Annotated in this window: 23 protein-coding genes; 14 read left to right on the forward strand and 9 right to left on the reverse strand. The window is 63.8% G+C overall.

Translation table 11 applies throughout. From position 1 onward, the window contains the following. Positions 1-13: 13 nt before the first annotated feature. Positions 14-763, reverse strand: coding sequence for a hypothetical protein (locus JQ635_RS16460; RefSeq protein ID WP_211410885.1), 750 nt, complete (start codon positions 761-763; stop codon positions 14-16). A 291-nt stretch (positions 764-1,054) separates the two neighbouring features. Here JQ635_RS16460 and JQ635_RS16465 point away from each other — a divergent pair, with 291 nt between their 5' ends. The 3 genes from JQ635_RS16465 to JQ635_RS16475 are packed head-to-tail and all read left to right on the forward strand — an operon-like array spanning position 1,055 to position 5,948. Beyond that, entirely contained in the window at positions 1,055-2,098 is a 1,044-nt protein-coding gene (locus JQ635_RS16465; RefSeq protein ID WP_211410886.1) for an ABC transporter substrate-binding protein, read from the forward strand. Beyond that, entirely contained in the window at positions 2,095-4,788 is a 2,694-nt protein-coding gene (locus JQ635_RS16470) for a hybrid sensor histidine kinase/response regulator (protein ID WP_211410887.1), read from the forward strand. The genes JQ635_RS16465 and JQ635_RS16470 overlap by 4 nt, the downstream gene beginning before the upstream one ends. Before the next feature lie 44 nt (positions 4,789-4,832). Beyond that, positions 4,833-5,948, forward strand: a complete 1,116-nt coding sequence (locus JQ635_RS16475; protein ID WP_246583576.1) for a c-type cytochrome — start codon at positions 4,833-4,835, stop codon at positions 5,946-5,948. 170 nt (positions 5,949-6,118) lie between these two features. Here the strand turns inward: JQ635_RS16475 and JQ635_RS16480 are convergent, their stop codons facing one another. Further along, positions 6,119-6,595, reverse strand: coding sequence for a hypothetical protein (locus JQ635_RS16480; protein ID WP_211410888.1), 477 nt, complete (start codon positions 6,593-6,595; stop codon positions 6,119-6,121). A 319-nt stretch (positions 6,596-6,914) separates the two neighbouring features. Next, positions 6,915-7,844: a LysR family transcriptional regulator gene (locus JQ635_RS16485; RefSeq protein ID WP_211410889.1), complete on the reverse strand. Its 930-nt coding sequence runs from the start codon at positions 7,842-7,844 to the stop codon at positions 6,915-6,917. Between the two features lie 129 nt (positions 7,845-7,973). Between JQ635_RS16485 and JQ635_RS16490 the strand changes: the two genes are divergently transcribed. The 10 genes from JQ635_RS16490 (at position 7,974) to JQ635_RS16535 (ending at position 17,757) form a co-directional block, all read left to right on the forward strand. After that, positions 7,974-8,912: a ring-cleaving dioxygenase gene (locus JQ635_RS16490; RefSeq protein WP_211410890.1), complete on the forward strand. Its 939-nt coding sequence runs from the start codon at positions 7,974-7,976 to the stop codon at positions 8,910-8,912. Then, complete coding sequence (locus tag JQ635_RS16495; RefSeq protein WP_211410891.1) at positions 8,909-9,535, forward strand: alpha/beta hydrolase; 627 nt, start codon at positions 8,909-8,911, stop codon at positions 9,533-9,535. Before JQ635_RS16490 ends, JQ635_RS16495 begins: the two co-directional genes overlap by 4 nt. 181 nt (positions 9,536-9,716) lie before the next feature. Next, a complete protein-coding gene (locus JQ635_RS16500) occupies positions 9,717-10,499 on the forward strand; it encodes an IclR family transcriptional regulator (protein WP_211410892.1) in 783 nt (260 codons plus the stop codon). Further along, complete coding sequence (locus JQ635_RS16505) at positions 10,496-11,371, forward strand: ABC transporter permease (protein WP_211410893.1); 876 nt, start codon at positions 10,496-10,498, stop codon at positions 11,369-11,371. Before JQ635_RS16500 ends, JQ635_RS16505 begins: the two co-directional genes overlap by 4 nt. 7 nt (positions 11,372-11,378) lie before the next feature. Continuing rightward, the gene (locus JQ635_RS16510; RefSeq protein WP_211410894.1) at positions 11,379-12,239 is read left to right on the forward strand and encodes an ABC transporter permease; all 861 of its coding nucleotides are present in this window, start codon (positions 11,379-11,381) and stop codon (positions 12,237-12,239) included. Between the two features lie 28 nt (positions 12,240-12,267). Further along, a complete protein-coding gene (locus tag JQ635_RS16515; RefSeq protein WP_211410895.1) occupies positions 12,268-13,332 on the forward strand; it encodes an extracellular solute-binding protein in 1,065 nt (354 codons plus the stop codon). Beyond that, entirely contained in the window at positions 13,329-14,405 is a 1,077-nt protein-coding gene (locus JQ635_RS16520; protein ID WP_211410896.1) for an ABC transporter ATP-binding protein, read from the forward strand. The genes JQ635_RS16515 and JQ635_RS16520 overlap by 4 nt, the downstream gene beginning before the upstream one ends. A gap of 2 nt (positions 14,406-14,407) precedes the next feature. Next, positions 14,408-15,094: an AroM family protein gene (locus JQ635_RS16525; protein ID WP_211410897.1), complete on the forward strand. Its 687-nt coding sequence runs from the start codon at positions 14,408-14,410 to the stop codon at positions 15,092-15,094. After that, entirely contained in the window at positions 15,091-16,197 is a 1,107-nt protein-coding gene (locus tag JQ635_RS16530; protein ID WP_211410898.1) for a DUF917 domain-containing protein, read from the forward strand. The genes JQ635_RS16525 and JQ635_RS16530 overlap by 4 nt, the downstream gene beginning before the upstream one ends. A 6-nt stretch (positions 16,198-16,203) precedes the next feature. Then, positions 16,204-17,757 carry a hydantoinase/oxoprolinase N-terminal domain-containing protein gene (locus JQ635_RS16535; protein WP_211410899.1) on the forward strand — a complete coding sequence of 518 codons (1,554 nt, stop codon included), beginning with the start codon at positions 16,204-16,206 and terminating at the stop codon, positions 17,755-17,757. Between the two features lie 466 nt (positions 17,758-18,223). Here JQ635_RS16535 and JQ635_RS16540 read toward each other — a convergent pair whose 3' ends face one another. The 4 genes from JQ635_RS16540 to JQ635_RS16555 form a co-directional block, all read right to left on the reverse strand. After that, complete coding sequence (locus JQ635_RS16540) at positions 18,224-18,967, reverse strand: HpcH/HpaI aldolase family protein (RefSeq protein WP_211410900.1); 744 nt, start codon at positions 18,965-18,967, stop codon at positions 18,224-18,226. Positions 18,968-19,007: 40 nt separating this feature from the next. Further along, entirely contained in the window at positions 19,008-19,286 is a 279-nt protein-coding gene (locus tag JQ635_RS16545; RefSeq protein WP_211410901.1) for a hypothetical protein, read from the reverse strand. A gap of 1,510 nt (positions 19,287-20,796) precedes the next feature. Then, positions 20,797-21,024, reverse strand: coding sequence for a hypothetical protein (locus tag JQ635_RS16550; RefSeq protein WP_211410902.1), 228 nt, complete (start codon positions 21,022-21,024; stop codon positions 20,797-20,799). Positions 21,025-21,268: 244 nt separating this feature from the next. Then, a complete protein-coding gene (locus tag JQ635_RS16555; RefSeq protein ID WP_211410903.1) occupies positions 21,269-21,757 on the reverse strand; it encodes a cupin domain-containing protein in 489 nt (162 codons plus the stop codon). Positions 21,758-22,175: 418 nt separating this feature from the next. On the opposite strand from JQ635_RS16555, the gene JQ635_RS16560 reads away from it, so the two are divergent. Continuing rightward, on the forward strand, positions 22,176-22,610 hold the full coding sequence (locus tag JQ635_RS16560; RefSeq protein ID WP_211410904.1) for a hypothetical protein: 435 nt from the start codon (positions 22,176-22,178) through the stop codon (positions 22,608-22,610). A 112-nt stretch (positions 22,611-22,722) separates the two neighbouring features. Here JQ635_RS16560 and JQ635_RS16565 read toward each other — a convergent pair whose 3' ends face one another. Both JQ635_RS16565 and JQ635_RS16570 read right to left on the reverse strand, forming a co-directional pair. Further along, positions 22,723-23,250, reverse strand: a complete 528-nt coding sequence (locus JQ635_RS16565) for a hypothetical protein (protein WP_211410905.1) — start codon at positions 23,248-23,250, stop codon at positions 22,723-22,725. A 275-nt stretch (positions 23,251-23,525) separates the two neighbouring features. Beyond that, positions 23,526-23,756, reverse strand: a complete 231-nt coding sequence (locus JQ635_RS16570) for a hypothetical protein (RefSeq protein ID WP_211410906.1) — start codon at positions 23,754-23,756, stop codon at positions 23,526-23,528. Positions 23,757-23,771: the final 15 nt, after the last annotated feature.

Below are 23,771 nucleotides of genomic sequence, written 5' to 3' on the forward strand. Positions count from 1 at the left end.
AAGGCGCCCGGCGTCAGAATTGGCCGGGCGGCAGCTTGAAGATGTCGGGGCTCTTGGCGTCGGCCACGTAGAACAGCAGCAGGCTGGTAGGCGTCAGCACACGCTGGTTGTTCTCCTTGTTCTCGAACGTGCCCTGCAGCAGCAGGATCACCGAGCGATCCTTGGCGTCGCTGCCGCGGAACATCACGATGCCGCCGGCAACCGGCATGTTCATCGCGATGGAGTCGGGCTTGAAACCTTCGCCCATGAAATGGGCGCGCAGGATGTTGGCGTTGGAGAACAGCTTCTCCGGCGTCATCGCCGCGTCGGTCCCCTTCGACCAGACCGCGCCGACCTGGATCAGCGACTTGGACTTGTAGCCGAACACGTAGGAGAGCTCCGCGGTGCCGCCGTTCGGCAGCAATTCCGGAACGGGCAGCAGGATGCTGTGCGTCAGCTCGGACGCGTTGTCCTGCGCCTTGATTGCGTCGGGCTTGGCGTTGAAGTCCCTGGCCATCGCTGCCCGCACGTCGGCTTCGCTCATGCCGAACTTGGCCGAGCGGAAGCCGTCGATCGCCTTGGTCTTGTCGTCTGCGCCGGCGCTCGGCGCCTCGGTCGCGGCCGCCGCCGGTGCAGCGGCGGCTGGAGCTGCACCGGCCGCCGTGGCAGCCTTCGGCGCCTGCGCGGCCTTCTGCTTGGGTACGGCGCCCTGGGCCGCCAACGGACCCGCGGCAAGTGACGTGAGGAGACCGACAAGGGCCGGGACAAGATAGATTCTGCGCATCGCAAACCTTCGAAACAACCTGAAACAACAGATCAAAAATCGGCAGCTACGAAATCGGCTTCCCCGAACCGTCGTCGCAACCGAGACGGAAATGTTGCAATGCCACAAGGCATTACGGAACGTCACGGATCAGACAACGATCGAAACAGCGACTCTTTCGGCGCGTAGGAATACGGTATCGGACTGCGCATGGCTGCGAATGCGCATTCATAAGCGCATTTTTTCATCAATTGTGGTCGCTAGCCTTTCGGGATATGCACAGCGTCAGGGACAACTTTTGCGAAACATTTCATGATTGAGCGGTCCGCTCCTGCCCGCGCTGTGCCGGCGGTCGCCCGCCGCGATTTCATTCGCCTTGCGGGCGCAACTGCTGCGGGATGGCTCGCGCTCGGCGCAACGCCGGATCGCATGAGGCTCGTCGCGACGCTGACAGCATTGCCGCTCGACGATGAACTGACCAAGAGAAGCATGACCGAAGCTGCGACCACGCGGCTTGGCGGGCTCATCGCGGGCCTGAGGCAACGGGGCTGGGTCGAAGGGGTCAATTTCCGCTTCGAGATCCGGTCGAGCTTCGGCGGGCCGGACAAGTTGAAGACCGCTGTGCAGGAGCTCATCGATCTCAAGCCGGATGTCATCCTGACCGGCTCGACCGGTGAAACCGCAGCAGTGCTGGCGGCCACCAAGACGATCCCGATCGTTTTCGCAACGTCCAACGATCCCGTCGGAAACGGCTTCGTCGAGAGCCTCGCCCATCCCGGCGGCAACGTCACGGGCTTCACCAGCAGCACCGCCGAGATGGGCGGCAAATGGCTTCAGCTCATCAAGGAGGCCGTGCCGGACATGGCGCGTGTCGGCGTCCTGTTCAATCCGGTGAGCACGCCTCGCGCCGGGCGCTTCTTTCTCGACTCTCTTGAGCAGGAAGCCGCGACATCAGGGGTTGACGTCGTCCTCGCACCCATCGGCAAGGCAGCGGATATCGACGGGGCGATCGGCCGCTTTTCCGAGCCGCCCAAGGCTGCGATGATCTCGCTCGTCGACAGCTTCCTGGTGGTGAACCGCCAGGCGATCGTGGCGGCAACGGCAAAATATCGCGTTCCGATGATCTATCCGTTCCACTACTTCATGGATGCGGGCGGGCTCATGAGCTACGGGCCGACGCTGGAGGTGCGCTCGGCCGACTATGTCGACCTGATCCTGCGCGGCACCAAGGCCGGGGACCTGCCGGTGCAATCGCCGCGCAAATACGAGCTCCTGATCAACCGCACCGTCGCACGATCGCTCGGACTGACGATCCCGTTCACGCTGCTCGCGCGCGCCGACGAGATCCGCGAGTGAACGAGCAGGTCGACCAGGGACATTTGCGAACGCCTCCCGGCCGGCTGTTCCGGAAATATCTCTACTCGATCGTCGCCCTCGCCTTTGCCGCGCTCGCCATCAACACCGGCTTCGACGTCTGGTTCTCCTATCGAGAACAAAAGCAGCTCCTCGCGGCGATCCAGCGCGAGCAGGCGGCATCCGCGGCCATCCAGATCGGCCAGTTCATCGGCCAGATCGAAAACCAGATCAGATGGCTCTCGCGCCTGCCTCCGGAGCTGTCGACCAACGAAGACGATCGCCTGAACGCCATCCGCCTGCTACGCCTCTCGCCCGCGATCGCGGAAATTGCCGAGCTCGATGCGCAGGGCCGCGAGCAGGTGCGCGTGTCGCGCCGCGTCGCCGACAGGGTCGGGAGCAAGGCCGACCTCTCCACCTCGCCCGCCTTCCGCGGTGCCAATGACAGCCGCGCCTATTACGGGCCTGTGTATTTCTTCGGCGACACCGAGCCGTTCATGACGCTCGCCACCCGCGGGACCGGCCGCCAGCCCAATGTGGTCGTCGCCGAAGTCAATCTGCGCTTCATCTGGGACCTCGTCGCCGGCATCAGGGTCGGCAACACCGGCAAAGCCTATGTGGTCGACCGCACGGGGGTCTTGATCGCGCATCCGGATCTGTGGCCGGCGCTACGCCGCAGCGATCTCACCGGCCACGCGGACGTGCGCGCCGCGCTTGACGGCGTGGGCCCGCCCTCGAGCGGCCTGGTCAGGGAAGACCTCTCGGGTCAGCGCGTTCTATCGACCTATGCGACGGTGCCCTTGCTCGGCTGGCTGGTGTTCGTCGAGCTTCCGCTCGCTGAAGCCTATGCGCCGATCTATGCGTCGATCGGACGTTCCACGTTTCTTCTGGTCGCCCTGCTTGCCATTGCGGTGCTGGTGTCCCTGTGGCTCAGCCGGCGCATGACAGTGCCGATCCAGCTCCTGACGCAGGGCGCGCGGCGGATCGGAAGCGGCGATCTTGGCCTCAGGCTCGCGATCAGGACCGGCGACGAGTTGGAGGCGCTCGGTGACCAGTTCAACCGGATGGCCGCTCACTTGCGCGACTCCTACACCACCCTCGAGGGCAAGGTGATCGAGCGGACCTCCGAGCTCGAGAAGGCACGCGATCAGGCCCTGGCCGAGCACGACGCTGCCGAGCGCGCGCGCAGCCTTGCGGTGCAGGCCAACGAGACCAAGTCGCGCTTCCTTGCCGTCGTCAGCCACGAGCTGCGCACGCCGCTGAACGGCGTCATGGGCGTGCTGCAACTGCTCGACGACGGCAGCCTTGGCGAGGTGCAGCGGCGCCACCTCGCCACCGCCGCCGCATCGGGCGAAACGCTGATCGCACTGGTCGATGCGATCCTGGAATATGCACGCCTCGAGGCCAGCACCGAGGCGCTGGAGACGCGCGACTTCCGCCTCGACCAGCTGATCGAGGCCGCCGCCGATCTGATGCGCCCCCAGGCCTTCGACAAGGGACTGACCTTCGATCTCGCCAGCGATGCGACCGTCAACATCTCCGTGCACGGCGACCCTGTCAGGCTCAACCGCATCCTGCTCAACCTGATCGGCAACGCGATCAAGTTCACCCCGCGCGGCGGGGTCGCTTTGACGGCGGTCGCCCAACAGCTCGACAATCACGTCCTGCTGCACATCACCGTTCGCGATACCGGCATCGGCATCGCGCCCGACATGCATGAGCGGATTTTTGAGGACTTCGTCCAGGCCGACGACAGCATTGCACGTCGGTTCGGCGGCACCGGCCTCGGACTTGCGATCGCGCGGCGCCTCACGCGCCTGATGCGCGGCGAGCTGACGGTCGAAAGCACGCCGGGCGCGGGGAGCATGTTCACGCTTGAAGTGCCACTCGGCCGCGCCGCGAGCGGCATCGCGCAAGGCGCGCTTCCGCCGCCGTCGCGGCAGCTCAACGTGCTGCTGGTCGACGACGATCGTGTCAATTGCCAGGTCGGCGAAGCGATCCTGAACCGGCTCGGTCACCACCCCACAATCGCCAGGAACGGCGCATCGGCCATCAAGCTCGCCCGCGATCAGGCGTTCGACGTCATCCTGATGGATCTGCACATGCCGGACATGGACGGCGTAGAGGCGGCGTCGCGGATCGGGCAGCTTGATCTGCCGAAGATCCCCCGCATCATCGCCGTCACCGCCGACATCTCCAGCAGCGCACGCGAGCGGCTCGCCGGCGCAGGCATCGCCAAGATCGTCAGCAAGCCGATCCTGATCAATGCCCTGCGCGAGGCGCTCGAGGACGATCCCCAGGACGAGCCGGCAGCGGTGCAGCTCGCCGCGGGCGCACTGATCGACCTGCATTTTCTCGACGACCAGAAGGAACTGCTGGGCGCGGCGCAAATCGCAAAACTCCATCAGCTTCTGGAGGAAACGAGCGAACGGCTGATCGACGATATCGCCAAGGCTGCGGCGATCGGCGACCACAAGCAGCTCGCGCGATTCACGCACCAGCTCGGCAGTGCCGCCGGCACGCTCGGACTCGTCCGCCTATTCGAGCGCTGCCGTGAAATCGAATTGGCTGCAATCTCGATGTCCCCGGCGGAATGCCAGAGTGCGGCCGACGAACTTGCCGCGCTTCAGCGGGCGTCGATGAGAGCGCTTGACGATCTGCTCGCGCCGGCCGGTGCGGCCGCAGCCACCTAGCGGCCGTTCGTCAAGCTCTGCTCACTGAAACCACGACAGCTGAATTGCACATTGACGTCTGCGAGACCCAGGCGTTGAATGGTGTTTTCGATGTGGCGGAGGGGCTGAGGCGTCCCCGACAAGCGGTCGATTCGCCGCTCCTGATCCTCGCCTTCGGAAAGTACAGTCTGGCTTCACCGACGGGCTGGGAGGCCGAGGCCATGAGATTTCCGATCGCTCTATGGGCGTTCTCGGTGGCATTGCTCACTGCGGCAGGGGCGCGTGCGCAAATCCAGGAGGGCCCTCCGGCATGGGCCTACCCGGTAAATCCGCCCAATTTTCAACGCGCGCCTGACGATGGTACGATCAGGCACGTTCCTGACAGTGCCGCCGGTTTTACACTCACGCAGTTGCGCGATCTGTTCGCCGCGCCCGACTGGCATCCGGACGATCACCCGTCAATGCCGGAAATCGTGGCAAGGGGGAGAAAGCCAGAGGTGTTCGCGTGCGGCGTCTGTCATCGGGCAGACGGACCGGGCGGTCCTGAGAATGCCAGCCTATTTGGCCTCTCCGCGGAATACATCATTCAGCAATCGACGGAGTTCAAGACGGGCCTGCGCACGAACTCGGTGCCTCGCATCGCCACCGACCTGATGATCAAATCGTCCAAAGCGATGACCGATCAGGAGCTCGGAAAGGCCGCGGCCTACTTCGCCTCCATCAAGCCGAGATCGACTATTGCTGTCGTAGAGACCGAGGTGGTGCCAAAAACACAGGTGAGAGACTTGTTCTTGGCTCCGCTGGACGGCACCGAGAAAGAACCCATCGGTCAGCGCATCATCGAGATACCGGAAAACGTTGAACACTTTGTCAGCCGGGACTCGCGTGTTCGTTTCATCGCCTACGTCCCGATAGGCAGCGTTCAGAAGGGACGAACGCTGGCAGCGAACAGCGATCCGCGCGTCCAATGCGGGATCTGTCACGGCGCTGACCTCAACGGGACTACCATCGCGCCAGGGATTGCGTCCCGTTCGCCCACCTACCTGTTCCGGCAGCTCTATGACTTCAAATCGGGGGCGCGGAAGGGCGCCAATAGCGAACTCATGAAACCGGTTGTCGAGAATCTCAGCATCGATGACATGATCGCCCTCGTCGCCTTTGCGGCGTCGCTCAAGCACTAACGTTCTTCGGCTGCTGTGCGGGACGGTCAGCCGGCCAATAGGTAGATCAATCTCACGATTCCAGTCGGCTCTTCAGCAGGTCGCCCGGCCGGCAATGTGCCACCGGCCGGGCCAACACGCCACACAAGGGATCGACTTCCTTCGTGCGGGGACCTGTGAACATTGCGTTGTCATGAGCCCGACGTTTTAACGACGAGCTTTATGTTGAGCAGGTTGACGCCTTTGAACGGGTTCGGCGCGCTTTCGATTGTGCCCGTGCCCGTGGCGTTCGCATAAGCACCTGTGCCCGATAGGATCGTGTATTCGCCCGTTGATTTGCCGTCTTTGGCCGAACCAGTGTAGCGCGCCGTAATCGAGCCCTCCTCGAACGTGTAAGTGCTATAGCCGAAGAAGGGACCCGACCCTTTGAGAAAGTCCGACGTATTGACGAACTCTTTCACTCCGATACGGCCATCGTTGAAGACGGCGACCCCAAAGAATTTACCAGACGCAATCGTCTGCCCTTCGACGTTTGCGGCCTCTATGACCTTGAGGTCGATCGGCTTCGTGATCAGCTTGAACTCAAGCACCCGCTCGCCTGCTATCGCGGTTGACGCCGCGACGGTCAATGCCACGCCAGAAAGGAAAAAGGTGAGAGACTTCCGCATAGGCTCCTCCTGCGCTTGTTGAAATCAAGTCGAGAAGTGCCGGCGAGCTACACATCATGCCGCCGCTTCTCGCAGCGGCGCGAAAGAAAGCCCTCGGCGACGCCCCGGCAGCGGCTGAAGCTCTCTGGTCCTAAGGCGCGAAGCCGGGGCGCAAATATGAGTCCCGAGCGATCGGAATAAAGTTCAGCTTTCCGCTACGGTATAATAGTATCCGGCCACCTGCGTGGGTGCCCTTGCCGGTGGCACTCCACTTGGCTGTGCCGAATACAACCTTGTCGTTTCCGCCGGCGTCGATCATCTCAAACTTGTGACCCGTTGTTCACGGCCTAGCCTTCACACGCCCGCGCCCGCCGGCTTCCTCCTCCTCACGGCCAAACCGCTCCACCAGGAAATCGATGAACAGCCGTACCTTCACCGACAGATGCCGCGTCGGCGGATAGACGGCATAGAGCGCGAGCGGCGGCGCGGAGTAGTCTTGCAGCACCGTCCGCAGCTCGCCTTTTCTCAAAGCATCAGCGGCAATGAACTCCGGCAGCAGAGCCAGCCCCCTGCCCTTGATCGCAACGTCGCGCAGCACCTCGGCGTTGTTGACGCAGAGCGACCATGCCGGCTGGATCCAGTGATCGCCATCGCTGCCGGTAAGCTTCCACTGATTGCCGGTGAGCAGGAAGCCGTAGGTCAGCGAGGCGTGCTCGCGCAGATCCTGCGGATGCCTTGGCGTGCCGTGCCGCGCGAGATAATCCGGCGAAGCGCAGATCATGCGCGGGACAGGCACGATCCTGCGCGCGATCAGGCTGGAGGATTCCAGCTCCGCGATCCGCAAGGTCACGTCAAAGCCGTCCTGGACGGGATCGAGCAGATCGTCGCTGAGCACGATCTGGAGCTGAAGCTCGCCATAGCGCGCCATGAAATCGGCCAGCACAGGCCCGAGCCGCATGGTGCCGAACGACATCGGCGCATTGACGCGCAATAGCCCTCGCGGCGCTGACTGGGCCTGCGTCACCGCCTGATCGGCGGCCTCGATCTCCGAGAGGATCACGACCGCACGCTCGAAATAGCGCTGGCCGTTCTCGGTCGGGCTGGCGTGGCGGGTGGTCCGGTTCAACAGCTGGACGCCGAGGCTCTCCTCGAGGTCGGCGATGTATTTGCTGATCGCCGAGCGCGATAGCCTGAGCTGCCGGCCCGCCTCGGCAAAGCTGCCGCTTTCGACCACTTTGACGAAGGCCCGGAGGCTGGCGACCTTATCCAAGGTCCGACTCCGGCGATTGTTTCCAAATCGTAGACATAGCCGTCATAATTGCACGGATTGTCTCCAATCCAAAGCGGAACAATATTTCCGCCCAGAGCAAGACCGCTCCCCGAGCTTTGGAGGACGACAATGTCTGGACTGCACCATGTGACCGCGATCGCCGGCGACCCCATCCGCAATTTCGGCTTCTACACCCGCGATCTCGGCCTGCGCTTCGTCAAGAAGACGGTCAATTTCGACGATCCCGGCACCTATCACTTCTATTATGGCGACGAGACCGGCCGTCCCGGCACCATCCTGACCTTCTTCCCCTGGGCCGGCGTTGGTCCCGGCCGCCGCGGCGTCGGCGAGACCCATCAGACCGCCTTCCGCGTGCCGCAGCGTTCGCTCGGCTACTGGACGCAGCGCTTCACCGAGAAGGGCATTGCCTACGAGGCGCTTGAGAAGCGCTTTGGCGAATCCGTGCTGCCGTTCACCGATCCCGATGGCATGGCGCTCGCGCTGGTTGGCGTTCCCGGCGCCGAGAGCGAACCCGGCTGGAGCAATGGCGACGTGCCGGCCGAGCACGCGATCCGCGGCTTCCATGGCGTGACGCTGCTGCTCGACAGCGCGGCGAAGACGGCGGCCGTGCTCACCGACGTGTTCGGCTTCAAGGAGACCGGACGCGAAGGCTCGGTGATCCGCTTCAAGGTCGCGGGCGATGTCGAGGGCAGCGTCGTCGACATCTACGAGGCCAAGGGTTTTCTGCGCGGACACCAGGGCGGCGGCTCGGTGCACCACATCGCCTTCCGTGCGGCCGATGACGCCGAGCAGGGCAAGATGGCGCAGAAGCTGGTCAGCAATCACGGCCTGCACCCGACCGAGCAGCGCGACCGCAACTACTTCCGCTCGATCTACTTCCGTGAACCCGGCGGCGTCTTGTTCGAGATCGCAACCGACATCCCCGGCTTCGCCGTCGACGAGCCCGTCGCGACGCTGGGACGTGACCTGAAGCTGCCGAGCTTCCTCGAGCAGCATCGCAAGCAAATCGAGGACGTGCTGCCGAGCCTCGAAGAAAGCGTGTCATGACCGAGAGTGCATTCATCCATCGCTTCGAGCCCGCGACCACCGCGGGCTCCCCTCCGCTCCTGCTGCTGCACGGCACCGGCGGCGACGAGAACGATCTGCTCGGGCTCGGCAAGATGATCTCGCCCGGCTCCGCCTTGCTCTCGCCGCGCGGCCGCGTGCTCGAGCACGGCATGCCGCGCTTCTTCCGCCGCCTGGCGGAGGGCGTGTTCGACGAGGAGGACGTGCGCCACCGCGCGCACGAGCTCGGCGACTTCGTCGCGGACGCGCGGCAACGCTACGGCATCGCCGCGCCGGTCGCGGTCGGCTTCTCCAACGGCGCCAACATCGCAGCCGCGCTGTTGCTGCTGAAGCCGGACGTGCTTGCAGGCGCGATCCTGCTGCGCGCCATGGTGCCGCTGTCGGATCCGCCCAAGGCAGAGCTCGGCGGCAAGCCTGTCCTGCTCCTGTCCGGGCAGGCCGATCCGATCGTGCCCGCGAACAACTCGGCGCGGCTGGCAGCTCTGCTATCGCAGGCGGGCGCGAGCGTGGCTCACAAGGTCCTGCCGGCAGGCCATCAATTGTCGCAGGCCGACGTGACGCTCGCCCGCGACTGGATTGGCAGCGTCACCGCCAAAGCTGCCTGATCCCGAGAAACGGCGCATCGCACGACTGCGGTGCGCCGCTTCGCCCCCCAACAAGCGACCTTCCGCCGCATCTGCGCAATCGGGCGCCAGCCTGCCGGAAATTTCCGCTTGCCCGTTTCCGCGCCAGGCTTAGAATTTGGGACAAGGTTCCGAAATTTGGAACTACCTTGGACGAGCCTGCATGAGCGCCCTCACCAACGCGATCGAGATCCTGCGCTGCTTTTCCAGCGCGCGGCCCGATCTGTCGTTCGCAGATGTGATGGCGCTGACGGGCAAACCGAAGAGCTCGACCTCGCGGCTGCTGCGCTCCTTGCGCGATTGCGGCCTGCTCGAGCAGGACCCGCACACCCGCCGCTACCGGCCCGGCCTGCTCACCTTCGAGCTCGGCCGGCTGCACCGCGCCCATGACGATCTCATCAGCATGGCCGAGCGCGAGCTGCGCGAGGTCTGCGCGCGCACGGGCCACACCGGCTACATCGCCGTGCTCGATGGCTTTGAGCAGGTCGTGCTCCGCATCGTGCCGGGCTCGAATCCCCTGCGCGTCGTCAATCCGCCGGGCCAGCGCACGCCGGCGCTCGCGACCTCGAACGGCCGCGCCATGCTGGCGCGCCTCTCCGACGACGACATCCGCGCACGTGTGCCGACGACCTATCCAAAGCTGCCGCGCAACTCGCCGCAGAATTTCAAGCAGCTGATCGCGCGCCTCGACGAGATCCGCCGCACCGGCGTGTCGGAGGCGGCCGATGAATCCATCGAGGGCGTCGGCTCGCAGGGCTTTGCGCTCAAGAGCGGCGAGACCGGCGAGATGATCGGAATCGCGGTGTCCTATTCCGTGCAGGCGACCACCGCCGCCGAACGCGCCAATGTCCGCCGCGAGCTCGCCGCGATGGCCGCGAAACTGCGACGACTGACCGGCGATCCGCTCGATCAGGACACAGCCCGCATCCAGACGGGGACGCGATGAGCAGCGCTGCGACCACGCGCCCCAACGGCCTTGCGCTCTTCATTCTGCCGAGCGCGCTGCTATTCGCGCTGTTCTTCTTCCTGCCGATCGGGCTGATGGCGCTGATGAGCATGCTGACCGGCAATCCCGTGGTGATGCCGAAGGTCGCCTTCACCACGCGTCACTATGGCCGCATGATCGGCGATCCCTATTATCTCGAGGTGATCTGGACCACGATCCGGATCGGGCTCGTGACCACGCTGGTCGCGCTTCTGATCGGCTATCCGCTGGCGCACTGGATGGCGCGGATCAAGAGCCGCACCGGACACGCGCTGCTGCTGATGGCCGTGCTGGCGCCGATGCTGACCGGCATCGTGGTGCGCACCTTCGCCTGGATGACGCTGCTGTCCGACAAAGGCGTGGTCAACCAGACCCTGATGTCGCTCGGCCTCATCTCTCAACCGCTGAAGCTGATGTACACAGAGACCGGCATCGTGGTCGGCCTTGTCCACATCTACGTCCCCTTCATGGTGCTGACGCTGACCGGTGTCATCGGCCGCATCGACGAGCGGCTGGAGCAGGCCGCGGAAAATCTCGGCGCGAGCCCGTTGCGCGCCTTTCTCGAGGTGACGCTGCCGCTCAGCCTGCCCGGCATCCTCGCCGGATCGCTGCTCGTGTTCGCGCTCGCGATCAGCGCCTATGTCACGCCGATCCTGCTCGGCGGCTTCCAGATCATGACGCTGCCGATCCTGATCTACCAGCAGATCTCGGCGAACTTCAACGTCGGCTTCGCCGCCGCGCTGGGCATCGTGCTGCTCGTGATCTCGCTCCTGCTCGTCATCGCCTATAACCGCGCCCTCGGCCTCGTCTCCGGCCAGCGCGAATTGCAGTGAGGCGGCGATGCAAACCACAGCCTCACCCTCGCTCCCGGCAGCCCAGCAAGCAGCGTCTGCGCGAACACCCGGGCCTATCAGGCACTACGGCCGCTACCTCTATCTCGCGATCAACATCGCCATCCTGGTCTTCCTGCTGGCCCCCATTGCCATCGTCGTCGTATTCGCGCTGAACCCGACGCCGTTCATCCAGTTTCCGCCCGTCGGCGTGTCACTGCGCTGGTTCGAAAAATTCTTCGCTTCGCGCGACTTCATGCATGCGCTCGGTTTCAGCCTCGAAGTCGCCGTGCTCACCACCCTGTCCGCAACTGTGCTCGGCGCCTCTGCGGCGCTGGCGCTTGCACGCGGCAACCTCCCGGGCACGCGGCTGATCGTGGCGACGATGCTGTCGCCCTTGATGCTGCCGGCGATCCTGACTGGCCTGGCGCTGTTCCAGACCTATGTGCTGCTCGATGTGGGTCGGCCGACCTGGGGCCTCGTCGCCGGCCATACACTGGTGACGCTGCCTTACGTCGTGCGCACCACGCTTGCCGTGCTGCACAATTTCGACACGCGCCTGGAGGAAGCCGCGCGCAATCTCGGCGCAAGTCCGTTGCGCACCTTCTTCGAGGTGACGCTGCCGCTGATCAAGCCGGGTGTGCTCGCAGGCGCGATCTTCGCCTTCATCGTCTCGTTCGACCAGTTCCCGGTGTCGCTGTTCCTGGTCTCGCCGGGCAACGAGACGCTGCCGGTCACGCTGTTCAATTATCTGAAGTTCGATCTGGACGGCACCATCGGCGCCGCCTCGGTGGTCTCGATCGTGCTCGCCTTTGTCGTCGTCATCGGGCTGGACCGCACGGTCGGCCTGCGCTCCTACGTCAAATTGTAACCGCTCATTGCAACGAAGGAATCGACACATGATGAAAGCTCTGGGATCGTCACGGCTCAGCCGCCGCCGCTTTCTGACCGCGAGCGCCTCGCTCGGCATAGGCACCATCGCCGCGCCCTACGTCGCGCGCGCCGACGATCCGACGCTGCGCATCACCGGCTGGGGCGGCAAGTGGGGCGAGATCATGAAGGCCGAGATCGGCCCCGCCTTCGAGAGCGAGTTCAAGTGCAAGCTCCAGACCGACTCCGCCTTCCCCTATCTGCCAAAACTCCAGGCGAGCTCGCGCTCGGCGCCGATCTACGACGTGCTGCACACCAACTCCAATGAGCAGTGGGCCGCCGCCGAGATGGGCCTGGTCGAGCCGAAGATCGATCCAAAGCTGGTACCGAATCTCGCCGACGTCTATCCGTACGCCGTCAGCCACAAGATTGTCGGCGTCTCGATCTTCACCAGCGCCATCGGTCTCGGCATGCGCACCGACAAGGGCTATGGCAACATCACCTCCTGGAAGGAGCTGTGGGACGCGAAATACAATGGCGTCCGCGGCGGCTATGTCATTCCGGTCAACAGCCTCGGCCAGGCCTTCCTGATGATGTGCGGCACGCTGTTCGGCAAGGGCCAGACCGATCTCGACGCGGCCTACACGGCGCTGGAGAAGCTGAAGCCGATCAAGATCGTCGATTTCACCGGTGCGATGGAGAAGATGCTGCTCTCCGGCGAAGTCGGCCTCTGCGTCATCCACGATTCCGGCATCTATCGCTACGACGGCCAGAACCAGCCGACCGACTTCGTGTCGCCGAGCGAGGGCGTGCTGTCGCTGGAGCAGGTCCTGACCATCACGCCCGGCAGCAAGATGAAGGAGCTCGCCAACGCCTATGTGAACTACATGCTGCGCCCCGAAGTGCAGAAGCGCTTGGCTGAAACCGTCTGGTACTCGCCGGCCAACAAGAAGGTGAAGCTCGATGCCAAGTACGACGCCAAGCTGCTGACCACGCCCGAGAAGGTCTCCAAGCTGATCCAGGTCGACTGGAAATGGTACAACGAGCGCAAGGACGAGATCGACCAGCGCGTCAACCGGATCTTCCGCGCATGAGCGCATCGATCGAGATCGCCGGCGTCAGCAAGGTCTATGACGGCGGCGTCCGCGCGGTCGACGCCGTCGCGATGGACATCAGGCAGGGCGAGTTCTTCTCCCTGCTCGGCCCGTCCGGCTGCGGCAAGACCACGACGCTGCGCATGATCGCCGGCTTCGAGACGCCGAGCTCGGGCGCGATCCGCGTCGACGGCGCCGACATCACCCACGTGCCCGCGCACAAACGCGACATGGGCATGGTGTTCCAGAACTACGCGCTGTTCCCGCATCGGACCGTTGCCGAGAACGTCGCCTTTGGCCTGCGCATGCGCGGGCTCGACAAGGCGACCATCGCAGCGAAGGTGAAGGCCGCCCTCGCCATGGTCGAGCTGTCCGGGCTGGAAGATCGCCGCCCCGCCCAGCTCTCCGGCGGCCAGCAGCAGCGCGTGGCGCTCGCCCGGGCCATCGTCATCGCGCCGCGCGTCCTGCTCTGCGACGAGCCGCTCGGCGCATTGGACAAGAAGCTGCGCCAGCAGATGCAATTCGAGCTCAAGCAGCTGCAGAAGAAGCTCGGCCTGACCCTGGTCTTCGTCACCCACGACCAGGAAGAGGCGCTGGCGATGTCCGACCGCATCGCCGTGATGAACGGCGGCCGCGTCGAGCAGGTCGGCACGCCGACCGATATCTACAACCAGCCGACGACGCGCTTCGTCGCCGACTTCATCGGCGACACCAACATCTTCCGCGGTGAGCGCACCGCCGCAGGCCAAAGCCTCGATGTCGGCAAGGGCCTGATCCTGGCATTGCCGCCAACCGAAGCGCAGGGCACCGGCGTGCTCTCGGTCGCGCTCCGCCCTGAAAAGATTCGCCTCAACCCGCGCGTTGACGCCGCCACCACGGCCGGCAGCTCCGCCCATGGCACCGTCGAGAACACCAACTTCCTCGGTGGCGCCGTGCTCTATCGCATCACGCTCGAGGGCGGCCATCGCGTCCTCGTGCAACAGCCCAATGCAGGCACGAGCCGCCTGTTCGTTCCCGGCAACGGCGTCACACTCGAATGGACGCCGGCCGATCTCGTCGTGTTGAAGGACTAGACATGAACATGCCATTGAAACACCAGCGCATCGGCGTGGTCGTGATCGGCCAGAGCCCGCGCCCGACCGTCGCTGCCGAGATCGCCGCCGTGCTGTCGCCGGGCATCCAGATCGAGCTGCGCGGCGCGCTCGACGGCATGAGCCGCGCCGAGATCGACGCCATCCCGCCGATGGACGGCTACGACACGCTGTTCACGCTGCTGCCGAATGGCGACGGCGTCACCATCAGCAAGAAGGAAGTCGAGCGGCGCGCGAGCCAGCAGATCACGCGCTTCAAGCACGAAGGCGTCGGCGTGACGCTGATGGCGTGCACCGGCAAATTCCCGAACCTCGCCGCCGATGGTCTCGTCATCCTGCCCTCGGCCATCCTGCACAATCTCGTCGAGGCCGTGCTGCCGAAAGGCCGGCTCGGCGTGTTCTCGCCGCTGCCCGAGCAAACCGCGCTGATCGACAAGAAGTGGCAGCGCGAGGGCGTCGAGGTCGTCGGCATCACGCTGCGCCCCGGATCCAGTGAGGCTACGGTCGACGAAGCCGCGCGCACGATGGCCGACCTCGAGCCCGATCTCGTGGTGATGGACTGCATCAGCTACACCAGCGCCAACAAGGCGCGCGTGCGCAAGGCCTATCCCGGCCCCGTGATCCTCGGCATCGCTGCCGCGGCCCGCATCGTCGAGGAGCTGGTGTCGTGAGCAAAGTGGAGTTGAAGACGATCAGCCTCGAGGAGATCGAGGCACTCGCGGTCGGCGCATGGATCCTCGGCACCGGTGGCGGCGGCAGCCCCTATCTCGGCCTGCTCAATCTGCGCCGGCTCTATGCCGAGGGCCACCGCGTGCAACTGATGTCGCCGCTCGACCTCGACGACGAGGACTGGGTCGCTGTTGTCTCCAACATGGGCGCGCCGCTGGTCGGACAGGAGCGCCTTGCCGACAGCCGCAACATCGCACGTGCCGTGCGCATGCAGGAGGAGATCAACAACATCAAGTTTCGCGCCGTGATGTCCGTGGAGATCGGCGGCGGCAACGGCGTGCAGGCGCTGATGGCGGCCGCGCATCTCGGTATTCCCGTGGTCGACGCCGACTGCATGGGCCGCGCCTTCCCCGAGGCGCAGATGACATCGGTCGCGATCGGGGGCCTGCGCCCCTACCCTTGCACGCTCTACGATCCCCGCGGCATCGAAGCCGTGGTAACGAAGGTGCCGAGCTGGAAGTGGATGGAGCGGGCGAGCCGCAAGATCTGCGTCGAGATGGGCTCGATCGCCTCCACCAGCAAGGCGCCGCGCACGGGGCGCGAGGTCAAGGACTGGGGCATCCATTTCACCACCACCAAGGCGATCCGCATCGGCCGCGCCGTGCAGGAGGCCAACCGCCGTCACGAGGATCCGATCACTGCGCTGCTCGAAACCGAAGGCGGCAAAAAACTGTTCACCGGCAAGATCGTCGACGTCGCCCGGCGCACCACCGAGGGTTTCCTGCGCGGCACCGCCATGGTCGACGGCAGCGACGCCGATCGCGGCACCAAGCTCAAGCTCTCGTTCCAGAACGAATGGATCGTGGCCTGGCGCGATGAGGAGGCGATCGCGACCTCGCCGGACCTGATCTGCGTGCTCGACAGCGTCAACGGCCACGGCATCGGCACCGAGACCATCCGTTACGGCCAGCGCGTCACCGTCGTCGCCCTACCCGCACCGCCAGTGCTGACGAGCGCCCGCGGTCTCGAATTCGTCGGCCCGCGCGCCTTCGGCTACGACCTCGATTTCCGTTCCCTCTTCTCGCCCGCTGCGGCTGGAGCTTAAGATCCCATGAAGCGTATTGGCATCGATGTCGGCGGCACCAACACGGACGCCGTGCTGATCGTCGACGAGAAGGTCGTTCATTCCGTCAAGCGGCCGACCACGGCCGACGTGACCTCGGGCATCCTCGACGCGTTGAAGGCGTTGCGTGCCGAGCCGTCTGCCGCGGTGAAGGTCGACGCGGTCGTGATCGGCACCACGCACTTCATCAACGCGGTAGTGCAGCGCCGTCACGTGCAGAAGATCGGTGCGATCCGCATCGGCATGCCCGCGAGCGCTTCGCTGCCGCCGTTCTGCGACTGGCCGACCGATCTCGCCAGCCTCGTCAACGGCGAGATCTTCATGCTGGAGGGCGGCCACGATTACGACGGCCGCCCGTTCATGCCGCTGGATGTCGCCGGCCTCAAGGACGCCGCGCGAAAGATCAAGGACAAGGGCCTGCGCTCGGTCGCGGTGTGCTCGAGCTTCTCCCCGCTCGATCCCTCCTGCGAGACCACCGCGCGGGAGATCCTCGCCGAGATCTGCCCCGACGTCGCGGTGACGCTGTCGCACGATCTCGGCCGCATCGGCCTGCTCGAGCGCGAGAACGCCGCGTTGCTCAACGCCTCGCTGCACGACCTCGCCGTCACCACGGTCGCGGCCTTCCGCAAGGCGATCGCCGACAGCGGCATCGATGCGCCGCTGTTCCTGACCCAGAACGACGGCACCGTCATGCAGGCCGAGATCGCCACCGCCTTCCCGGTGATGAGCTTTGCCTCCGGCGCGACCAACTCCATGCGCGGCGCCGCACATCTCTCCGGCCTCGACGATGCCATGGTCGTCGATGTCGGCGGCACCACCAGCGACATCGGCCAGCTTCGTCATGGCTTTCCGCGCGAAGCCAATGCGGTCGTCGAGGTCGGCGGCGTGCGCACGCTGTTCCGCATGCCCGATCTGCTCTCGATCGGGCTCGGCGGCGGCAGCCATGTCGACGAGGATCCGGTCCGCGTCGGCCCGCTCAGCGTCGGCTATCGCCTGACGTCGGACGCGCTGGTGTTCGGCGGCTCGCGCCTTACCGCCACCGACATCGCCGTCGCCGCCGGCCTGATCGACATCGGCGACCGCTCGCGCGTCGCCAATCTGCCCAAGCGGCTGATCGAGGCCGCGCTGCGCGATGCCTGGCGCAAGCTGGAGGAAGACATCGACCGCATGAAGACCGAAGCCGGTGACGTACCGCTGCTCGCGGTCGGCGGCGGCGCCTTCCTGGTGCCGGATCGTTTGCCCGGCATCTCCGAGATCGTGCGCGTGCCGCATGGCGACTGCGCCAACGCGGTGGGCGCTGCGATCGCGCAGGTCTCCGGCGAAGCCGATCAGGTGTTCCGCGATCTCAGCCGCGAGGACGCCATCGCCGCCGCACGCGACATCGCCGCCGACCGCGCCGTGCAGGCGGGCGCCGCGCGCGACAGCCTCAAGACCGTCGACGTCGAGGACATGCCGATCGCCTATCTGCCCGGCAACGCACTGCGTGTGCGGGTACGTGTTGCAGGGGCGATTGCCGATCCGGATCTGCCGGCGGCGGCGTAGCAGATACCGGCCAAACAAAAAATGCGAAAACAACCCCATGCACAGTAGCCGGGGATAGCGAAATCAACGGCTTACGTGCGCAGCCACTGAGGCGGTTTAACTCGTCGGGGCAAAACAAGGGCGTAATGCGACTATTCCGAAATCGTCGCATGCCCCTCTTCCTTCTCCCCTTGCGGGAAAGTCAACAGCGGAAACAACCTAGCGATATCAGTCGGTCTACACCCGAGTGTATAGCCAGTGTAAGAAGTCGAAATTCTACTGGCGGCGGGAGACGATGTCGCGCACGAGGCGAGCGACCGGAGCCGCTCGCCAAGTCGCAATGGACTATGCCGTGCGCCCGATGCGCCTTGCGGCCTCTTCCTTGCTGCCGACGTGAGTAATTTCCTTGAGGACTTGGTTCACCGCGCGGGAGGCGATCACATAGGCCGCCGCGATCTCGTGTTGGAACTGTCGTCGCGGCTCTGAGCTACGCCTGCCTTGCCCAGCCGGTTGCCACAGCGGCGGCGTTCTTGAGCATCAGAACGTCAAAGCCAAGTGCTACGGCGGCGTAACCACGCGCTATCGCAGATCGGACCTGCTCGTCTGTTAGAGCGAGTGTACTCCTCGGCACCTTTGCCGCGGTCGTAGCTCGCTCGAACGCTTCTACCGCCTTCAGAAAGGAAGGGTCTTCAAACTGGCCGGGGCAGTCTAGCTCAACCGAAAGATCGAATGGGGCAAGCACCAAGGCGCTAATGCCTTCGACGGCACAAATCGCCTCGATATTCTCGATCGCGGCCTTCGTTTCGATCAGGATGTTGCAGACGATCGTGTCGCCAACTTTCGCTAAGTAGTCTTCAAAGGACACGTTCCATCGGGAATGGCCAATGAATGGACCGAACCCGCGCGTCCCACGAGGCGGATAGCGTGTCATCGCGACACACTCGGCGGCCTCTTGCGCTGTACGGACCTGCGGAAAAACGATTCCAGCCGCCCCCATGTCGAGCGCCAGTTTCACCATTGCTTCATCGCGCTTGCCGACCCGGACAACGGGACGACAGCGCGTACCGGCAGTTGACGCGATCATCGCATGAAGGGCCTCGGGACCGATCGCGCCATGCTCCTGGTCGATAACGACAGCATCGGCTCCAGCCTGCGCCAGTGCCTGCGTAACCACGGCAGAGGGAATCGTGCAGATGAACGAGGTGCGGATTTTGAGTGCAAGTTCTGACATCCAGGTTTCCCCTCAAATAGATTGAACGTGACTGCATTCCTCAGACGGCAATCATGCGAACGCGGCGCGCCCGGCCGGGGTCGATCAGGCAGTATCGGCCGCCGCTTTCCTGACCAGTGACCCGGACGGTGTAGGTATCTCCGAACGGCACGGAGAAGTGCCGCACATTCGGCGCATCTGGCATCGCGATACGGACTTCCCGCGTCGGATCATCGGGCGGGATGACGGACGCCGGCTGGGAGGGGAGTTCGTTGTGTCGGTCACATCGCTTCTCCTTGGCTCTCAGGCGGAGCTTCGATTGACCGAACCGTTCAGTCAATGTTGTTCTCGCCGTCTGGTGGTGCTTCCAAAGGACGCACCTCGCCCCCATCAAACGTCCGTTCGGATCCAAAGCCGCCAATTATCAAGCGGTCACGGCAACGAGCCGTCCGCCTGTCAGAGCACGTCGGGTACTCGCACGATAAACGGCTACGCGGTGGCCACGGCCCCCTTTGACACGGACGGGCAACACAGCGGTATAATGCTATTATTCCGAAGTCTGGGCGTTATCCTCGTTCACCTCCTGTGGGAGGCAATACCGGCGCGAAAGGCGTTTGGATCGACGGCTCGGCGGCGCTGACGTGCGGCTGGGCTTCAGCGGGAGCAACCCACGCAGTTTAGCGATGGGTCATCAGAATACATCAAGGTTAGAGGCGCGCGAGCAAGCGGCACAGCCGTTGCGCGCAGCCGTGTGCCTCGTGGCGGCTGGCAGGCGTCGGATGCCGATTGGGAGCAAACACCACCCGTAAATTTCCCAAGTGTCGGCCTATCACCCTGCTGGTTAACTGGTGCAGTCGAGCACCGCAATGAAAGCACCGAAGCCAAAGCAATGGGCCGAGCAGGAAGTCCGCCGATTGATCAGGCTCGCCCGGCAGGGAGTTGGCGCATCGAAGATAGCCGCCGAATTGGGCCGTCACGCCGGGTCGGTGCGACGAATGGCGCGGAGCATGGGGATACTGTTGAAGAAGTAGCCGTCCCTGGCAGGGCGTTGCCTGATAAACGAGGCGCACGGGTAGAGCCCGAAGGGCCCTAGCCTCGGCTGATCTCCCGCATCAATCGGCGGTAATCGGCGCGCTTCCAGTTAGGCACATACCAGTTAGGCACATAGAAGCTAACAGAAGCTAACAAGCTATTCTGTCTTGCACTCCCCCTGCGATGGCCGCGGTCGGTTGTGCGATGCTGCTCTCTCCATGAGGCGGTGAGCCAACTTGGCAAAGTTCGAGATCATCGAGCGGCGTATCGTTGGCCAAATGCTCCCAATACTCAGCTTCGGCGAGCAGCTTCCAACTTCGATCAGGATGATGCGCGGCTGTCTGACGGCACAGCGATGCCATCGCGCGCAGGCGACTCGCAGTATCCATTTACTCCTCCCGACTATTTTTTGTTTTTTGCACCTTATTTTCTTTTTTTGCGACGGAGTCATTATGATTATGACGCAGAACTAATTTTCACTTTCCGGACGTGATTCGAATTCGTTACGACTTCAAATCGTTCGCGCACAACTGATGCAATCCAGTGACGTTTAACGCAGCCATCGCGAGCGACACGAGGCCGGCGCTATTTGTCGAGAGGGAGCAAATCGGACTTTGAAGCTGCAGCAAAACTCGGAGCCAGCATCGGTGGGTATATCCGGAAGGCTCGAGAGACCGGCCTCAACCACGACGATCTCGTCCTCGATCTGCTGGATCGAGTCGCCGACGAACGGATGATCTGGAGACATCGACTTCGCACCCAGGCCAACAGGTCACATTGGATGGAGAGCCCGTAGAGGCTGCCGATTCAGGTGGGCCTTACTCTTCTTTCGGACGGGGTTCTTTGGTTTTGCGCCCCGGGAAAGTACCGCGAGCCGGTGGCAATCTTGCTATTGCTCGCTCCAACTCCACAGCGATCGCCCTGTAGCGAGCGAGCAATCTCGTGAATGTGTCGCGCTTGATCTGGTTCTTGGCAGTTTTCTGAAGTCGTTCGCATTCGGCGATTTGCGCGCGGAGCAGTTCTAGCTGGGCCTGCATTTCCTTCATGGCCGATCCACCGCGAGAAGAGCAACCTGGCAAATCAAATCACTCCTGAATTTAATTCGGGATGATTTGGGATTCGACGACGTTATGTTGAGGGAGCAGTCTAGGGCACGACTCATTAAACAGCTGCCGACCGACGTCCCGTTACCCGCCAACGGCGGCTGAAGAGCGGGCATTCCCAGAGGTCGCAGATGGGCCAATTTCGGACTCAGCGTCTTAGCGCTTGTGGGCTAATGTTTGAGCCCGCCTAGTATTCCGCCCCATATTTGAGACCGATTGCGTTGATCTGCTCCCGCGTCAATTCTTTTCGCGGCTCGCCGGGTCGGCTGCAGGTTTCGCGAAAGAAACCGTCGAGGCCTGGGGGCACCATGATCCACAGCAGAACCAGCTCCTGATCTGGACTACTGAAACCATGCCACGTGTTCCTGGGTATGAAAATCATTCCTCCTCTTTCGCAGGAGTGACGCACATCGTTGAGTGTGACCGTGCCACTGCCCTCCAGAACGTAGAAGGCTTCGTCCCTGTCGAGGTGTCGGTGAACCGGAATGCCTGAGCCCTTGGGTAGCTGTTGAATGCCGAGGCCAAGATTATTGGACCCCGTTACAGGGTCAGCCTTGATGAAGATGTTGCCGCCATCACGAAAATGGATCAGGTGTTCACCCTCTCCGGCACCAAGCACATAGCCCTGCGGCACCGGGTTGTGCGACTTCGCCTCGATCTCCTTGCTGTTTGGCATCGCGTGCTCCATTGGCCGATATTCAACAATGAAAAGACCACAATAGCAGAATGCTGCACCACGAGCGACGCCCCATCTTGCCGCCAACGACCTAGCCTTCATCCAACTCGCTTCGAGCAAGCTATGGCTCGGCGCTAATGAGTCCACGTTCTGGTTGGGACAATCTCTCTGACAAATCGCCGTCGCGGGACGTTGCTGGAGCGACCCAAAGTTGACCGCCTTGCCTCCGACAGGAGCGCGCAGCGAAGAGGCTGTATTCGGTCATCGCCAAACAAGAAGCGATCCGTGGCTAGCGCGATCAACCGTTACGTCGGCAACCCGGCGCCGATGTCGGCGTGTTTTTGAGTTGATTGATCTGGATCAAGCCCACCGAAGCCTGACTCACGAGGATTGATCAGGCAACGCGCAGGGGCCTGGGATGAAACGTTGGGCGGGGCTCGTCATCGCAGCACTCATGGTCACAGGATCGCGCTCGGGCGATGCCACCATACGGATCACGAACGATCGCGGTGGATCGATCGGGAAGTACATATACAAGTATGAGCGGCTGCGCGCCTCGGGCCAGAGTGTCATCATCGATGGTTTCTGCGCGTCGGCCTGCACCATTGTCCTGGCGACCCTGCCCGCCGAAAGGATTTGCGTGACGTCGCGGGCCGAGCTGGCGTTCCACGCCGCATGGGATATTGGTCCACGCGGACGGGCTGTCACGAACGCGGGCGCGACCCGTATGATGTATCTCATGTATCCCGCACCGGTGCGGCGCTGGATCGCCCATCGCGGCGGCTTGACGCCCCGAACCATATTCCTCCGCGGAAACCTGCTGCAGGCGATGTATCGCTCGTGCCCATCCTGAGGCCGCGAGAGAAGAAAGCTCTCGAGACGTTCGATCCGGAACAATCGGCGGCGAGAAAGCCGGGAGCAGGCGGCGGCCCTCGGTCACCGCCGTCCGCGCTCACCTGGTCTTCTCAATACTGATACTGATACGGATATTGCCCCGGACAGACGTAGTTGCCGTTGGCGTCGTAGTAGCAGCGGCTGTTGTAGTTGTTATTGTAGTAGCCGTAGGCTCCGTAGGCAGCGGCGGCGCCAACCGCGGCAGCACCATAGCCCAAGCCCGGGCGGTAGTAGCCGCCGCCGTAGCCCGGATAACCTGCAATGGGACGCCCCGGGCGACCAGCGATCGGGCGTCCCGGATAGCCGGGTCGACCTGCAATCGGGCGGCCTGCTATCGGATGCGACGGCCGAGCTCCTCCGGCCACGCCATAGCCGCGACCGCCGTGGATACGCCCGGCATGAACGGCGCCGCCCCGAACGTGCGCAGCACGCATGCCACCGCCGTGAAAGCCACCGGCGCGCATGCCGCCGCCATGAAATCCTCCTCCTCCTCCACGAAAGCCGCCGCCTCCACCACGGCGAGCAAACGCGTCATCGGGCACCAGGCTGGCAGCGACGAGGATAGCTGCCGCGAAACCAATCAGACCATAGCGAACCATGAGCCACCTCCTGATGGTGAGGCGCCATCGATCCGCTGGCTTCCGCGAGCGATGCCCGCGCGAGCGGCGACGGCACCAGCGCATGCATTTGGCATTTCGTTGTCTCGTGCTTGATCTAAATCAAGCGGCCAGCGCGCAGCGATGACTGATCACGGAAGTTCCTGACAGGAACCGGAAGCATCTAACCGGGAAAATCCGCGGACCGCACGGCGCCGCCGGATCAGGGGTTGTCTCCGCGAATTCAACTCGCGGGATTCGCGCACTGACACGCTGCTTCATTTGTCCTTGGGGCGCTGCGGCTGTCCCTTTCCCGCAGCCTGCGAGGTTCGGCTTGTCGGGGCCTCAAACACCGCAATACGGCGGTCGAGCTGCCATAGCTCGACGTCGTTGACGTCAACCAATTGCGCAGCACGTTCCCGTGCTTCCTGCTCGTCGGCACACTGCAATTTGGCTACGCTTATAACGTGGCGGTGCTGATCCAAAAGGTAAGCCCGGTAGTGAGCCATCCCCACGTCTCCTTA

The organism is Bradyrhizobium iriomotense, from assembly GCF_018130765.1.
GTDB lineage: Bacteria > Pseudomonadota > Alphaproteobacteria > Rhizobiales > Xanthobacteraceae > Bradyrhizobium > Bradyrhizobium iriomotense_A.